This is a genomic window from Alteromonas sp. DYW1 (assembly GCF_059752595.1).
In genome coordinates, this window is the sequence record NZ_CM186038.1 from 3,121,327 (window position 1) to 3,135,668 (window position 14,342).

Sequence of the window (14,342 nt, forward strand, 5' to 3'; positions counted from 1 at the left end):
CCTTATCTAATCTCTGCTGAGTTAATGCTTACATGGCGCTTGGGTAAAACAGCAACACACACAAACTGACTGACCATGAGGACTGCAAACCACCATTCAAAGGCATTATCCCAATCGCTGTAACCCGACCATGTAAATCCCAAAATCGCACTGGTGATCCCTAGGCACCACAGTCCTGTTGTCACCCAAAACAAACATTGGCGGCTTAGCTGCCACACGTTTTGCGCAACATTAGGCGCGGTAACTAATCGTAGCAACCATAAATGCGCGAATGCGGTGAAGGCAAAATACCCGACCACGCCCATGCGTCTTGGTACTTGCCATGTGTCACCGATAGCACCCAAAGTTAAGGTATAAATACACAGCGCAACACAGGCGCTATAGCCAAGTAGCCGGATAACCGCGATGTGGCGCCGAGGCGCAGCCAACTTCTGTAGCCAAGCTGCCAGTGCCCGCCAATACATTGCCATACAGGCTGCTGCGGGCAACATAAGCAGTTTAAAGAGATAAAATTGAGGGACTTCACGGCCAGTCGCACTGATCGAATGACAATGCGACCAATAAGGATTACACCATTCCAGCGCCTGAGTCGACGCTGCGGTCACCCAAGTAATATGCACTGTCAGCGTTGGAATAATCGCACTGAACAGTGCCCATTGCCGCAGGGTCATAGCAACGGACGGGGATTAGTTTTTAGCCGTCGCTATATATTGCGCGAATTCGTCAGCAAACCACTCATCTAACATGCGCTTTTCATAACGCAGCGCCGTCGAACTGGCACCGCGGATGGAGCGTTGTAAAAAGCCCATGTCTTTAAGTTCCACTTCGCCCTTCTGAAGTACTTCACCGTCTGATGCTAATTCATAGGAAAAGGACATCCGCGGAATATCAATGTCTTTGATCAGACGCACATCTTGCCCGCCTTGCCCTAAACCAACAAAAGACGCCGGCCATACCTGACCAGCCAGATCCACATCGGTTACGGTAATCTTCCACGTGGCGTTCTCAGGCAGTCGTTCTGCTAACTTGGCAAAGTGTTGCTCAAATTGGTGAAACGTGTTTTCCATAAAACGCTTGCGCGTCTCATTAGCCGGACGCACATCGGTATAGTCTTCCGGCGACTGCCATTCGACTGCAACTTTTTCAGCGACTGGCTGCTCACCAGCGAGTGATGTTAATGGCAAAATTGCCAACGATAATACGGATAGCGTACGAGAAAATTTCATAGTTGCCCCTGTAACCAGTTTACTGAATAGCTAACACACTAACTGTCAGACTCTTAGCGTCAAATAAAGTTTAGTTAAAGTGTATGAACTGGGGCTGAATAAATTTTGGCAGAAGGAACGAATGACGACTGGATTTAGCTCGCGCGCTGCATCGAAAGCAGCGCAGACTGAGTCATTTCTCGGCACACCACGCGCAAGCTGGTGCCGTAGATAAACGGATTCATATCACCATTCACGCAGTAATTACGGTGAAAGTGCTCGACAGATTGCCGGTTGCGCATGACTTCTTCAAGATATTCGCGCTGCCTATCTGTCATCCCGCCTACCGCTGGCTGAATGTTATTGTATAATTGTGAGATTTCCTGCTTGTCAGGGATCTCTGCAATCACTGTCATCCAATCAGTGACGGTATCTTGCATGTCACCAAGCCAATACTGCATAAACGGCGTGCGTAACACAGTTACTAGCAATACGACTTCGATGAAAACAATAAATGCCTTAAACATAATGTTCACAGTGGGTTATTCATGGATTGCCACAATACGCAGGTTATGACCACAAAAAAATCCAATTGTTCATACTTGGGTATGCAAAACAATAACGCCTGAGTATCCGGAGAATAACTCATAAAAATTGATCTAAGTTAACTTTTAAGCCTCACAATTAGGTATACTTAGCGCTGTATCATACGCGAGTGCGTAGCCTTCAAACTGTGATTAAGGGCAATTCATGAACAGTCAGATTCCGGTTAAAGACGTCACACCGGTAAAAGTCCACAAACCAAAGAAAAGTAATCAGGGTGAAAATTATTCACCGCGCAGTCGTATCTATGTGCGCGCCGTTGAGGGTACTTTTGAGAATATTCGCCGCTTTTTTGGTCTCATTTTTCTGGGTATCTTCGCCATTATCCCATGGTTACAGTATAACGGCAGTCAAGCTGTCTTATTAGATATCGCAGAGCAACGCTTCACCCTATTTAGTCTAACCTTATGGCCGCAAGACCTTACTTTATTGGCATGGTTGTTAATCGTTTCCGCCTACGCATTGTTCTTTGTCACTACATTTGCGGGTCGGGTTTGGTGCGGCTTCATGTGCCCACAAACAACCTGGACCTTTATCTACATTTGGTTTGAAGAAAAGATTGAAGGGCCGCGCAATAAACGAATGAAACTGGATGAGCGCCCCATGGATTTTGATAAGTTCTGGCGCAAAACCCTGAAACACACCGCTTGGGTAGCCGTTGCATTACTGACAGCTCTCACGTTTGTCGGTTATTTTACTCCCATTGACCAGTTATTTATTGACTTTTTCACCTTTGGCACCAGCTTCTGGGCCGGTTTTTCCGTGATCTTCTTCACCGTGTGCACCTATGGGAATGCCGGTTGGATGCGGGAAATCATGTGTACCCACATGTGTCCGTATGCGCGTTTTCAATCAGCCATGTTCGACAAAGACACTTTTACCGTGGCTTATAACCCAACTCGCGGTGAACAACGTGGCCCAAGACCGCGTAAACTGCCGCATAGCGAACTCGCTGAAAAAGGCCTCGGTGACTGTATTGACTGCAACCTGTGTGTCCAGGTTTGTCCTACCGGTATCGATATCCGCAATGGCTTGCAATACGAGTGCATTAACTGCGGTGCGTGCGTGGATGCATGTAACGGGGTTATGGAAAAAATGGATTACCCTAAAGGGCTCATCAGTTTCACCTCCGAGCATGAACTGAAGGGTGGCACCACGCATATTGTCAGACCCAAACTGATTGGTTATGCGATTGTTTTGGTAGTCATGACGGGATTACTCGCGTTCGAAATGTTAACGCGCTCGTCGGTTGAAGTTGACATCATTCGAGACCGAAATTCACTCTACCGCGAAAATAACGCCGGTCTCATTGAAAATGTGTATACCTTAAAGATCCTTAATAAGTCGCAAGAAGACCGGGTTTATACCATTGCCGTGAAAGGCTTAGCAGAGTACGAATACCTCGGAGAGCAAGTAGTGAGTGTCAGTGGTGGCGAGGTATTTAGCTTACCGATTTCAATTGCTACTGCGCCAGAAAACTTGGATGGCCGTGTAACCGACATTGATTTTTATGTACAAACCCAAGATGCAGAGGGTAATCTAATCGAAGTTGAAGAACCCAGTAAGTTTTTGTATCGGTGACCACTATTTCAAATTCGCCCCCAGTCAAAGCCAGCGCTCCAAGTGCTGGCTTTCAGTTTTCTGACCTAACCCCTGATCTGATCCTCAATGCGCTCGAGAGCATTGGGGTCTATGCAGAGTCAGGTCTACTAGCACTGAATAGCTACGAAAACCGTGTCTATCAATTTATGGATGAGCAGCGCACGCGCTGGGTGGTTAAGTTTTACCGCCCTGAGCGCTGGACTGACGCCCAAATTCTGGAGGAACATAGTTTCGCAACTGAGCTGATGGACGCGGAAATTCCCGTTGTTGCCCCTGTCGCGATAAACTCAACGTCGCTACATCACTTTCAAGGATACCGCTTTAGCCTTTTCCCGTCTGTTGGCGGGCGGCAATTTGAAGTTGACAATTTAGAGCAGCTTGAACAGGTAGGCCGCTATCTTGGCCGTATCCATGCCGTTGGCAAGGCCAAGCCATTTGCGCATCGTGCCGAGTTTAGCGTCGCGCAATTCCTCACCGAACCGATGCAGCAACTTGAGCACAGTCAGTTTATCCCTGCGGCACTCGAGACACCCTTTTTTACCATTCTTGAGCAAATTGTTAAGGCCACAGCCGGACGTTTTCGTGCGCAAAACTTTATTCGCTTGCATGGCGACTGCCACCCCAGCAACATTTTATGGCGCGATGGACCGAGCATTCTGGATCTGGATGATTGCCGCATGGGCCCTGCGATCCAGGACCTTTGGATGATGTTGTCGGGCGATCGGATGCAACAACAATTACAACTTGAAGTATTGGTTGAGGCATATGAAGAGTTTCACACCTTTGCGACTGATCAACTCGATCAAATCGAAGTGCTGCGAGCCATGCGAATGGTGCACTACATGGCTTGGCTGGCCAAACGCTGGGGTGATGCTGCATTTCCTAAAGCCTTTCCTTGGTTTGCCAGTGAAAAGTATTGGGAACAACAGATCTTAAGCCTCAAAGAGCAATTAGCCGCGCTTGATGAGGCACCACTTAAATTGATGAGTGGATACTAGATTAGATGCCCTAACCCATGCTGCTTGAAATTAGACTGAAGGCGGCAGCTGAATAGTCCAAAAACGTAACAGCGCCCGTCAACTTCATTCATATCAATTCGAGTTTATCTTAAGCCTTTGATACTGCTGTTAAAGAGCCCGTTTTAGATAACTTAAAGCAAAACCAATAGCGTACAAGACACTAACTCAGCTAATATGCAATTTTTCAGCTAAACGTTACCCAAATGCCTAATTCTGTGATGGCTTTGCGCGAGCGCGAATTGCGCACAGCGCGCCGCCCATTTCTTGCTCGCGGTTCAAAAATCAAACGTTGTGAACAGTGCCTGTTGCCTCAAAGAGCGTGTATCTGCGATGTTAAACCAACCGCGCAGGCAAAAAGCGCGTTTGTATTTTTAATGTATCAGGGAGAGTACTATAAACCGAGCAACACCGGCCGGCTCATCGCTGATGTGGCACCTGAAAACTTCGCTTTTGTTTGGAATCGAACTGAACCCGACATCGCACTGTTAACATTGTTGAATGATCCTCGCTATGTGCCTATTGTGATTTTCCCGCATCAATATGTGCCAGCAGAGCGCCGGATCTCGCAAATACCCACTCAAGACAATCGTATCCCGCTTTTTGTCATGCTAGATGGTACCTGGCGGGAAGCGAAGAAAATGTTAGCGAAAAGCCCCTATTTAAATGCTTTCCCTGTACTCGGGATCAATCCAGAAACGTCCTCGAATTATCGACTCAGAGAAGCGGTGCACCAGCATCAACTTTGCACCGCGGAGGTTGGCGTTGAGATTTTACGACTGGCTGGCGAGTCTCAGTCAGCCGATAGCCTGGAAAATTATTTTCTTTATTTCCGTACGCGCTACCTACAAGGCAAAATGCATCAGATAAAGTAACGGAATAATATGGTTGTTAAGCGTAGCTAACGAGCTTAATTTTCATAATCTTTTTTTGCTAGAAGAAATCGTCTTTAGGCGTTCACTTTGACTAACTAGACTCGAACTTTATGCTAGTTACGAACTTCTCATGAAAGCCTGCGAATAGAATGCATAGAACGGCTATATTGAGCATTACACACTCATCTGTTGGACTTTTATCCGTGAGCATCACTATGCTGTTTATACCCAAAGCAGACAATCGCTCAAATCGCGACTATACAATACTGAATGTTACTAATTAAACTATCTAGGGTGAACACATGATCTTCCGGCGTATTTCAGAGAACTTACGATCACAAAATTGGTTCGCAATGGCAGTGGATTTTGCCATTGTCGCGGTCGGCGTGTTTATGGGTTTGCAGGTTCAAGATTGGAATGAAGCCCGCAAGGATCGTATCGAGGAGCACGCTTTGCTTAACCGGCTTCATATGGAGACTTTGAATTTACTGGAAAAGCAGCGTAATGAGCTGGTGAGTATGGGTGAGCGGGCCAACATTTTGATGGGTGTTAATCCCGTTCTGTTTTCGCAAGAACCGTTGCGTGACCTTTCCAGCAAAGAGTGTCCTCGTATTGTAGCGTCACACGTGCACAGACGGCCGCCGGATGAGCTGCCAGTTCTTGACGAAATGTTATCTACTGGGCGTTTTGACTTATTGCAAGATCAGGTCATAAAGAAACATCTGCGGGATTATGTGCTATTTCGCGAACGCTCACGCGCTTACTATGAGGAAGCGACCAATGAGCTATATCGATTACATAGCCGATTCCCAGATCTCATAGCAATCGGTCTGGTTCCACTAATACCCGAGGATGCCGAGCGTTGGGCACGGCTAAGCGGGGAAGGATTTCAATGGAGCCGTGTTTGTGATAGCGAAAAAATGCGAGCAAACCAGGCCTTTCTTAACGACTACTTCGATAACCTAAGCCGACTCGGGTCAATGATCGAGTTTACACAACAGCGTCAGGAACAATTAGAAGCACTTGAGTCCGCACTAACTGCAAGGCTGGGTGATAAAGCGGTTTCTGGATCACCGAAATAAGTTCATTGTAGATTTGAGGGTCTGCTTAGATGAAAGCTGCCGTACTGCACGTGCAAACCCGTCAGAGCCTCGGCGTTGTCAATGGCCGGTATGTCCGTATGAAGCCCTAAGAACACTGCTATCAAGTTTATCGATTTTGTGAATTGAGAAGCTCGATTCGTTTCTTACTGATTAGCAATTGCGGATAACGATATGGGTGTAACGAGACTTTCGCGTTATTGTTGCCCGGTAAATACGCAAACGCGATTACTGCCTTGGCAGTGCGACTTTGTTCGGGTAACTGGTTGATACGCTCATCAAAACCAGGCACCAATTGTTGGGAAAGAACACGGATACTGTTGTTAGCACGCAATAATATGGCAGGCTTTTGTGTAAACCAATGGGCAGAGTCAAGCCCACGTAAGAGTGAAACCGATTGCTCGTCATACGCGAACACGATGTCTACTGATATTGCATGGTTTATCTGAGCGCCCTTAACATAGGTAAGCCTAATGGTTTCGATCGAATTATGCTGGGTTATAAGCAATTGTGCGCAACTACTGCACATAATTAAGGTAAATAAAAAACAGATTAAACGCTTACGAATGAGCAAGTTACCAGCCTTTCATTTTACGTCGATATAAGATGCAGCCCATCACAGTGTGAGGCAGATACAGTAAGGTATAAGCAGTCATTACCATGATAAGAGCACCAGCGTGACTACCCTCTACCAGATGTTGAATCAGTTCAACACTGTAAGCGCCTAAAACCGACAATACAATGATGCTGTTGCATAGCAAAAATAAAATCAGTTGAACTTTAAGAAAAATGAAACGTTTGCGACTTTCGTTTAGGCTTTCTTTCGCTTTTAACCACACGAACCAGAACGACAGCTGCGGGATCAGGCCAACGGCTTGCACTTGAATGATGCCAAAAAAGATCCCCATAATCGCACTGACGTAACGAATATCTTTCAACATAGGGAAACTTTCGTTTCGATCGACTAGACCTATTAAGTAGTAATTGATATCGATGGTATAGCCGAACTGTATTGTCGACCACACAAAAACAATTACGCTGGTGAGAATGACTCCCCCTTTAGCGGTAAAGGCCAACATTGCCAGAGCAAAAGAAGCCGTTTTGTTTTGATTAGTTTGCGCGAGCGGTTCCAACAGTCCATTGCCTCTATACGTGTAATGTTCACTATTGAGTGTAGACTAAGAACAGCTCTTCCCCGCCATTAAATGTTATTCCTTTAACCTAAAAGTTAGCACCGTCATTTTCTCCTGCAGAATCCCTAAATTGGCATAAGCCAGAACAAAAAAGGTCTGTGGCAGACGTTGTTTTTCGCTACACTCTGCGCTTCAGGTGCTACGCACAACCTTGTGCGAGTTAAACGGGAAATTGGTGCAAAACCAATGCTGCCCCCGCAACGGTAAGTACTGTCTTCGCTTAAGCGGTCGACAGAAAGTCAGAACATGTGGCCTGTGCGCCCTTTTCAAACCACTGTGCTTGGCACGGGAAGGTGACTTTTGACATGTGTAAATCACATGAATAACGAGCCCGGATACCGGCCTGAAATCGCCCGATCAACCTTTTTGATCGATTTTATCCCAGCGCACTCGGGTGGAGTGTATTAGGAACACATTATTGTATGAAAAACACGATGTTTAAGGCCAGCGTTTGTCTGGTCGTAGGGACATGTACGTCTCTTGCTTTATTTGCCAATGATAACTTAGAGCATATTTCAGTGGTTGGCGCACGCCATGCAATGCCTATTTCCCAGTTGTCAGCCAGTGCCCATATACTGGATGAATTTACCATTCAGCAATCAGGTGAGCTTTTTCTCGTAGATTTGTTGCGCGGCATGCCCGGTATTAGCATCAGCCGATCGGGCAGTATTGGTGGTTTAACTGAAGTGCGCTTGCGCGGTGCAGAAACCAACCACTTGCTAGTGATGATTGATGGCGTGGTGGTTAATGATGAAAGTCAGGGAGGATTGTTTGATTTTGCTCATCTGACGACGGATAACATTGTGCGTATTGAGTTATTATCCGGCGCACAAAGTGCACTTTGGGGCAGTGGCGCGGTGGCTGGTGTGCTGAATATCACAACGCGCACAGCTGCAAGTTCTGCAACGCAAGTGCGTATGGGCTTGGGCAACCAAGCGCAGCGTCACGCCAGTGTCAACGTGAGTCAACGTAGCACCAGCAGCAATTGGAATTTCTCCGCATCACACCTTTCTACCGACGGCGAAAACGTCTCAAGGCAAGGTGATGAAGCCGATGGATACCAAAATTCAGGCATTTCTGCTGGCCTACAATGGCAACCCGCTGAAAGCCACCAGCTCACCTTCAATTTACGCTATACCAAATACAAAAATGACTTTGATGGGGTCGATTATGTAAATACCGGTCTCCCAACAGATTCTGACAATTGGACTGACGGTAAGCAATGGTCAGGTAAACTGCATTGGCAATTCAACGACCAGAATTCAAAACTCACGCATCATCTCGAAGGACAATACAGTCATCATCAAAATAGTAATTTTACCGCTGGTATTGATGTTGGTGGGAGCGAAGCGGATAAATTGGGGGGGCGGTACTTTATCGCAGCTAAACTGACCAACAATACCTCGCTCAATGCCGGCTTAGAGCATGTGCGCGATGACTTTGAGCAATTTGGTCCGGTTACCTTTGATGACCCCAACCAGACACAGCAAATTGATACCAGCAGCCTTTTTGCTGATTTCAGTGCAGCCGTCAGTAAATCTGTCACCTTGACCGCCAGTGGGCGCTGGGACAACAACAGTGACTTTGATGATCAATCCAGCTTTCGTCTGGGGCCGAATTGGCAGATTAACGATCAGCTCAATGTTTTTGTCAGCTACAGTAAGGCGATCAGAAACCCCACATTTACGGAGCGATTTGGCTTTTACCCTGGCAGTTTTCTCGGCAATCCAAACCTCCAGCCGGAGCAAGCATTGACCACTGAGTTAGGTGTACGAATAGACAAATGGCACTTTGATCAAATTACCTTGAGTTGGTCACAGAGTAATTTGAAGGATGAAATCAATGGCTTCGTGTTTGTCCCTGAGCAGGGGGTATTTACCGCGCAAAATAATCGTTCAGATAGCCGGCGGAATGTTGCTGAGATCAGTCTAACCCGGCAGTGGAACAGACTCGCGTTGCGTTCGCATTATACTTATGTAGAGAGTGAAGAAGGCATAGAAGCTGGCAACTTTAATCAGTACTTTGCAGAACTGCGAAGGCCGCGCCACACTGCTTCGCTTGCGCTGACCTTCAGCCCGCAAGAATCCCCATTGTCAGCCTTTGTAAAGGCCGACTATACGGGAACACGCAGTGACCAGTTTTTCCCGCCATTTCCACAACCCGCTCAGCGGGTATCTCTTGCTGCGTATTGGTTGATTAATGCTAACCTCAGTTACCAGCTCTCTGATTCAGCCACGATTCAGCTCAATGCGCATAATCTTCTGGATGAAGAATATGAAGATATCGTGGGGTTTGTTGGCAAAGGTCGTCAAATACGAGTGAGCTTGCAGTATTCAATTTAACCCCCTTCAGTCGCGTGATATACGTATTCCGTCGCGCGGCTGTCGATTCCGCTCTAGTCGCTGTTAGCCAGCTATGCTAGGCTATGGCGCAAAATTACTAAGGAACCCATAAACATGAAGAAGTTGTTTTTAGGCTTATTGTTAGCCACTGTTCTACCTTTGCAAGCTTGCGCGCAAGAATTATGGCAAGAAGGCAAACACTATAAAGTGATCAGCGAAACCGCTACCGACAAAGCTGTGGTAACCGAGTTTTTCTCTTTTTGGTGCCCAGGCTGCTATCGTTTTGAGCCACTAGTAGAACAAATTAAAGCGAAACTGCCCAGCGATACCAAATTCGATAAAGTGCATGTTAACTTTATGGGCTTTACTGGCCCAGAAACGCAAGAAGAAGCAACCCGTGCAATGATGATCGCGCGCGCAGTTAAACAGGAAGATAAGTTAAACGCTGCAATTTTTAATTACATTCATCAACAACGAGCAACTATTGCGAATCGCGATGACTTACGTAAAATCTTTATCGTTAATGGTGTTGATGCTGCTGAGTTTGACAAGTTAGCGTCAAGTTTCGGTGTTAACAGTATGGTGCAAAAAAACAACAAACAAATCGAAGCCTTCCGCGAGCACTTAACCGGTGTACCTAACTTTATTGTTAACGGTAAATATCAAGCCACATTTACCCGTGATATGACCGCCGATGATATTGTTGATTTGATTGTTTGGTTGAGCAAACAAAAGTAATCAACATTTCAGCTTAAGATCCAAAAAGCCGCTCAATAATGTAGCGGCTTTTTTTATTCTTTGTGATCCGTCTTAAAAAGCGTTAACACTGGTCAAACGGATTGTGAGAGTGCCAACCGTTCAAGCAAAAACCAGTCAAACAAAACTTATTAGGTAAAATAATGCCGCGTTCGATTAGCAAACCACACTAACGAAAGCATCACTGGCACTTCAACCAATACCCCCACAACCGTGGCTAACGCAGCACCAGAGTGCAAGCCAAACATGCCTATGGCTACCGCAACCGCGAGCTCAAAAAAGTTAGACGTACCGATCATACACGCAGGTGCGGCAATATTGTGCGGTAACCGCAAGCGCTTTGCCATAAAGTAGGCCAACGCAAATATGCCATAGGTTTGAAGTAACAGTGGTATGGCAATTAACACAATGGCTTGTGGTTGTTGCAAAATTGTCTGCGACTGAAAACCGAACAACAGCACAACCGTTGCCAGCAACCCCAAGACTGACCAGGGTTTCATAAGTGCAAGAAAGGCGTCTACTTTGCCTGCTGACGCCTTACTTTCGAGCCACTTACGGGTAACTGCACCTGCCACTAATGGAATTAGAACATACAGTACCACCGACAATAGCAACGTATTCCATGGTACTGTAATATCGCTGATCCCTAGTAATAGGCCCGCTATCGGAGCAAAAGCAAAGATCATTATGATATCGTTAATGGACACTTGTACTAGCGTATAGTTAGCATCACCTTTGGTGAGCTGGCTCCACACAAATACCATGGCTGTGCAGGGCGCTACGCCAAGCAATATCATCCCTGCGATATATTCACTGGCCGTTTGTGGATCGACCCAATCAGCAAATAACACCTTAAAAAATAACCAACCAAGCAATGCCATAGTGAACGGCTTAATCAACCAGTTGATCACCAGCGTAAGTACGATACCTTTGGGTTTCTTGCCCACCTCGCGCAGCGCTGAAAAATCAACCAGCACCATCATCGGAAAGATCATTAGCCAGATCAGTGCCGCGACAACTAAATTAACCTGAGCAATCTCTAGTGTTGCAATCTGCTGAAAGAGACTTGGAAAAATATCGCCGAGGCCGATACCAATAAGAATTGCAATCCCAACCCACAATGACAAATAGCGCTCAAAAAGTCCCATTCTGTCCTCTCCTACTTTTGTACTGCACCTGAGCGCTCTAATGCTGCTACCCATTCTTGTTGTGTCAGCGGTTGCTCAGCAAGTGTATTGAGCTGCTTCACACGCTCGGTGATGGTTGCTATACACGCGCGAAAAGCCGCTGCCACCTCGTCCTCTGAACCCTCGACCTTAGAAGGATCAGATAGCCCCCAATGCAGCTGCAACGCCTGACCAAACCAGACCGGGCAAGTCTCCTGCGCAGCGGAATCACAAACAGTGATAACGAGGTCAGGCGCAAACCCAGCAAAGTCATCCCATGACTGGCTCTGTAACCCAGCGGTCGCTATACCGGCTTCGCTCAGGTACTTTAAAGTCAGCGGATGCACCTCACCGGCAGGCTGACTACCCGCACTTCGAGCAATTAAACTAGTGCCCGCACTCATCTGATTGGTAATCGCTTCAGATAAGATACTGCGGCAACGATTGTGGGTACAAATATATAAAATTTTCATTCCTGACTCCGTGCTTAGCACATGCGTTGACTGCATTTTTGCTGTTCTAACTGTTCCAGCAAAGGGTTCATCTCTGCCTCTATCTGCGTATACGTCTGCGTCAAAATAGCGTTAATCCACTCCGGCAACTTAGGCGCAAGACGATAATAAACCCACTTACCGCGACGGGTTCCTGCAACCAGACCGATACGGCGCAGTTCAGCCAAATGACGTGATATTTTGGGTTGATCCATGCTGAGCACGGACATTAGGTCACATACACATGCTTCATCTGCCGCACGAATGAGTAACACACAGCGCAAGCGTGTAGGCTCAGCTAATGCTTTAAATAGTTGTAGTGGTTCCATAGAACATATTTGATTTACCATATATGTGAAAAATCATATATGACTTAATGCTAAATGCAAGTGGTTAGTGAAGAGGCTGAGCCATAAGTTTTGCTCATTCCGTCATTCAGATCAGAAAAAAGCTTCCTAATCCAACGGTAAACAAAAAGCTCCCCCACAAACTGTGTTCTACAACCACAGCGATAGTTGAACGTGATTGCATATAGCGATATCCAAACACGGCACCCGCTATCCAAGATAAAGCCACCGCAACCCAATTCCCGTAGACCAGGTGGGCAAAACCAAAAAAGAAGGTACTCAATATCCACCGGGTGGTTTTGGAGGGCAAAATAGGCTTATAGCGGTGAAAGAAAAACGTGCGAAAAATAATCTCTTGAGGTAACACCGAAACCAGTGGGTAAATGAGCAAAGTCAGCAACCAAAAGTTAGTGTCTTCGATTGGAAGGGCAAGAAAGAGTTGTGGAAAAAGAAGGTAAATTAGCAGGCTTAATATACATGCCCACGGCAAGAACAGCTTTAGTCCTGCGAATAAGTGCGACGCAATACCAGCAGTCCTCCACAATCGAATGCGTTTAAATTGGCGATCAACTAACAGCAGAGATAAACAAATAAGGCCAACCATACCCAGAATAGGCATTAACCAAATTGACAGGTTTTGGATCACGCCAAAAACACCAATGGGTAATAAAAAAAACATCACGATCATTTCAACCCAGCGATAACGGATGTTGATCGAACGCACTACCATATGAAAAATGACATTTTTGTGACAGATAACTTACAGTATGGAACAAAAACCACCAACTGCCAGTGCCCGGCATCGGAAAGCTGTCTATACTTGATCAGCGGTCCTTGATGTGAGGTAAAGTGTGCAGCGTTTTTTACGGTTACTCGTTCTCTGTTTTGTTCCCCATTGCGCATGGTCAATGCCGTGGATAATCGTTACTGAAGATGCCCCACCATTACAATATGTGGTAGACAACCAGGTTCGCGGGATCACCACAAACCTGGTAAAAGCGGTGGTAAAAGAAGCTAATTTACAGGCCGAGATTGAAGTTTACCCCTGGGCAAGAGCATTTAGTACCGCAATCCAACGCGAAAACACCCTGCTCTATTCCACCATTCGCACACCCGAGCGAGAAAATGAGCTGATTTGGATCGGTAAGCTTGGGCGCTTTCATTTAAGTTTCATGGCGCTGGCGAGTAATCAGCAATTTACTATCACCTCACCGGCGGATGCGAAAACTGCCGTCATCGGCGCTATGCGGCATGACTTTACGCATGAATACCTGCGTCAACTAGGATTCGCAGATGAACATTTAGTCATTCGCAGTTCCTTGCCCGAATTAATTGACTTACTTTACAAAGGTCGTATCGACTCGTTTGTGGTTGATCAATTTTTGATTTGTGACTTAGTTGAACATTACTCGCATAGTTGCGATGAGTTAAAAGTCGCTTTAGAACTCCCTGAACTATCAGTAGATGTTTTTCTGGCCGCTAATCGGCGCTCCGATCCAGCCGACGTCGCCCGCTTAATCGCAGCATTTAATGCAGTCAAAAACCGACCTGAATTCAAAGCCGGCTTTTTTGGCGAATAATTCATCAAAGAAGAGATAGCAGCTATCTATGGAGCCGGACTTAAGACTTTCATTGCTCGCTCATGG

General features: G+C 46.3%; 16 protein-coding genes and 1 riboswitch. Of the genes, 7 read left to right on the forward strand and 9 right to left on the reverse strand.

Annotated elements, in window-relative coordinates; all coding sequences use genetic code 11:
* Window positions 1-2: 2 nt before the first annotated feature.
* The 3 genes from AC121Z_RS14060 to AC121Z_RS14070 all read right to left on the reverse strand — a co-directional run bounded on the left by AC121Z_RS14060 (window position 3) and on the right by AC121Z_RS14070 (window position 1,732).
* Complete coding sequence (locus tag AC121Z_RS14060) at window positions 3-671, reverse strand: hypothetical protein (protein ID WP_498124702.1); 669 nt, start codon at window positions 669-671, stop codon at window positions 3-5.
* 15 nt (window positions 672-686) lie between these two features.
* On the reverse strand, window positions 687-1,226 hold the full coding sequence (locus tag AC121Z_RS14065) for a DUF3016 domain-containing protein (RefSeq protein WP_498124703.1): 540 nt from the start codon (window positions 1,224-1,226) through the stop codon (window positions 687-689).
* Window positions 1,227-1,360: 134 nt separating this feature from the next.
* Window positions 1,361-1,732, reverse strand: a complete 372-nt coding sequence (locus AC121Z_RS14070; protein ID WP_498124705.1) for a hypothetical protein — start codon at window positions 1,730-1,732, stop codon at window positions 1,361-1,363.
* A 223-nt stretch (window positions 1,733-1,955) separates the two neighbouring features.
* Between AC121Z_RS14070 and ccoG the strand changes: the two genes are divergently transcribed.
* The 4 genes from ccoG (at window position 1,956) to AC121Z_RS14090 (ending at window position 6,383) form a co-directional block, all read left to right on the forward strand.
* Entirely contained in the window at window positions 1,956-3,389 is a 1,434-nt protein-coding gene (gene ccoG, locus AC121Z_RS14075; RefSeq protein ID WP_498124707.1) for a cytochrome c oxidase accessory protein CcoG, read from the forward strand.
* A complete protein-coding gene (locus AC121Z_RS14080; protein ID WP_498124708.1) occupies window positions 3,386-4,408 on the forward strand; it encodes a serine/threonine protein kinase in 1,023 nt (340 codons plus the stop codon). The genes ccoG and AC121Z_RS14080 overlap by 4 nt, the downstream gene beginning before the upstream one ends.
* Before the next feature lie 224 nt (window positions 4,409-4,632).
* Window positions 4,633-5,301 carry a tRNA-uridine aminocarboxypropyltransferase gene (locus tag AC121Z_RS14085; RefSeq protein WP_498124710.1) on the forward strand — a complete coding sequence of 223 codons (669 nt, stop codon included), beginning with the start codon at window positions 4,633-4,635 and terminating at the stop codon, window positions 5,299-5,301.
* Window positions 5,302-5,603: 302 nt separating this feature from the next.
* Window positions 5,604-6,383, forward strand: coding sequence for a hypothetical protein (locus tag AC121Z_RS14090; protein WP_498124712.1), 780 nt, complete (start codon window positions 5,604-5,606; stop codon window positions 6,381-6,383).
* A gap of 127 nt (window positions 6,384-6,510) precedes the next feature.
* Here the strand turns inward: AC121Z_RS14090 and AC121Z_RS14095 are convergent, their stop codons facing one another.
* Together AC121Z_RS14095 and AC121Z_RS14100 are read right to left on the reverse strand one after the other, a co-directional pair.
* Window positions 6,511-6,819 carry a hypothetical protein gene (locus AC121Z_RS14095; RefSeq protein WP_498124713.1) on the reverse strand — a complete coding sequence of 103 codons (309 nt, stop codon included), beginning with the start codon at window positions 6,817-6,819 and terminating at the stop codon, window positions 6,511-6,513.
* A 157-nt stretch (window positions 6,820-6,976) separates the two neighbouring features.
* Window positions 6,977-7,534 carry a hypothetical protein gene (locus AC121Z_RS14100; RefSeq protein WP_498124715.1) on the reverse strand — a complete coding sequence of 186 codons (558 nt, stop codon included), beginning with the start codon at window positions 7,532-7,534 and terminating at the stop codon, window positions 6,977-6,979.
* Between the two features lie 178 nt (window positions 7,535-7,712).
* Window positions 7,713-7,955: riboswitch (cobalamin riboswitch) on the forward strand.
* A gap of 61 nt (window positions 7,956-8,016) precedes the next feature.
* On the opposite strand from AC121Z_RS14100, the gene AC121Z_RS14105 reads away from it, so the two are divergent.
* Both AC121Z_RS14105 and AC121Z_RS14110 read left to right on the forward strand, forming a co-directional pair.
* Complete coding sequence (locus tag AC121Z_RS14105) at window positions 8,017-9,936, forward strand: TonB-dependent receptor plug domain-containing protein (protein ID WP_498124717.1); 1,920 nt, start codon at window positions 8,017-8,019, stop codon at window positions 9,934-9,936.
* Between the two features lie 114 nt (window positions 9,937-10,050).
* Entirely contained in the window at window positions 10,051-10,674 is a 624-nt protein-coding gene (locus AC121Z_RS14110; protein ID WP_498124719.1) for a thiol:disulfide interchange protein DsbA/DsbL, read from the forward strand.
* 149 nt (window positions 10,675-10,823) lie between these two features.
* Here the strand turns inward: AC121Z_RS14110 and arsB are convergent, their stop codons facing one another.
* The 4 genes from arsB to AC121Z_RS14130 form a co-directional block, all read right to left on the reverse strand.
* Window positions 10,824-11,840, reverse strand: coding sequence for an ACR3 family arsenite efflux transporter (arsB, locus tag AC121Z_RS14115; RefSeq protein ID WP_498124721.1), 1,017 nt, complete (start codon window positions 11,838-11,840; stop codon window positions 10,824-10,826).
* 11 nt (window positions 11,841-11,851) lie between these two features.
* Window positions 11,852-12,331, reverse strand: a complete 480-nt coding sequence (locus AC121Z_RS14120; RefSeq protein WP_498124723.1) for an arsenate reductase ArsC — start codon at window positions 12,329-12,331, stop codon at window positions 11,852-11,854.
* Window positions 12,332-12,345: 14 nt separating this feature from the next.
* Complete coding sequence (locus AC121Z_RS14125; protein ID WP_498124724.1) at window positions 12,346-12,678, reverse strand: metalloregulator ArsR/SmtB family transcription factor; 333 nt, start codon at window positions 12,676-12,678, stop codon at window positions 12,346-12,348.
* A gap of 106 nt (window positions 12,679-12,784) precedes the next feature.
* Complete coding sequence (locus AC121Z_RS14130; protein WP_498124726.1) at window positions 12,785-13,426, reverse strand: CPBP family intramembrane glutamic endopeptidase; 642 nt, start codon at window positions 13,424-13,426, stop codon at window positions 12,785-12,787.
* A gap of 121 nt (window positions 13,427-13,547) precedes the next feature.
* On the opposite strand from AC121Z_RS14130, the gene AC121Z_RS14135 reads away from it, so the two are divergent.
* Entirely contained in the window at window positions 13,548-14,276 is a 729-nt protein-coding gene (locus AC121Z_RS14135) for a substrate-binding periplasmic protein (RefSeq protein WP_498124727.1), read from the forward strand.
* The last annotated feature ends 66 nt before the right edge of the window (window positions 14,277-14,342 follow it).

Bases quoted from the DNA above. Each gene is read 5' to 3' on its own strand.
- AC121Z_RS14125 (WP_498124724.1), bottom strand. From the start codon at position 12,678: ATGGAACCACTACAACTATTTAAAGCATTAGCTGAGCCTACACGCTTG.
- arsB (WP_498124721.1), bottom strand. From the start codon at position 11,840: ATGGGACTTTTTGAGCGCTATTTGTCATTGTGGGTTGGGATTGCAATT.
- AC121Z_RS14085 (WP_498124710.1), top strand. From the start codon at position 4,633: ATGCCTAATTCTGTGATGGCTTTGCGCGAGCGCGAATTGCGCACAGCG.
- AC121Z_RS14090 (WP_498124712.1), top strand. From the start codon at position 5,604: ATGATCTTCCGGCGTATTTCAGAGAACTTACGATCACAAAATTGGTTC.
- AC121Z_RS14060 (WP_498124702.1), bottom strand. From the start codon at position 671: ATGACCCTGCGGCAATGGGCACTGTTCAGTGCGATTATTCCAACGCTG.
- AC121Z_RS14130 (WP_498124726.1), bottom strand. From the start codon at position 13,426: ATGGTAGTGCGTTCGATCAACATCCGTTATCGCTGGGTTGAAATGATC.
- AC121Z_RS14120 (WP_498124723.1), bottom strand. From the start codon at position 12,331: ATGAAAATTTTATATATTTGTACCCACAATCGTTGCCGCAGTATCTTA.
- AC121Z_RS14110 (WP_498124719.1), top strand. From the start codon at position 10,051: ATGAAGAAGTTGTTTTTAGGCTTATTGTTAGCCACTGTTCTACCTTTG.
- AC121Z_RS14105 (WP_498124717.1), top strand. From the start codon at position 8,017: ATGAAAAACACGATGTTTAAGGCCAGCGTTTGTCTGGTCGTAGGGACA.
- AC121Z_RS14070 (WP_498124705.1), bottom strand. From the start codon at position 1,732: ATGTTTAAGGCATTTATTGTTTTCATCGAAGTCGTATTGCTAGTAACT.
- AC121Z_RS14065 (WP_498124703.1), bottom strand. From the start codon at position 1,226: ATGAAATTTTCTCGTACGCTATCCGTATTATCGTTGGCAATTTTGCCA.
- ccoG (WP_498124707.1), top strand. From the start codon at position 1,956: ATGAACAGTCAGATTCCGGTTAAAGACGTCACACCGGTAAAAGTCCAC.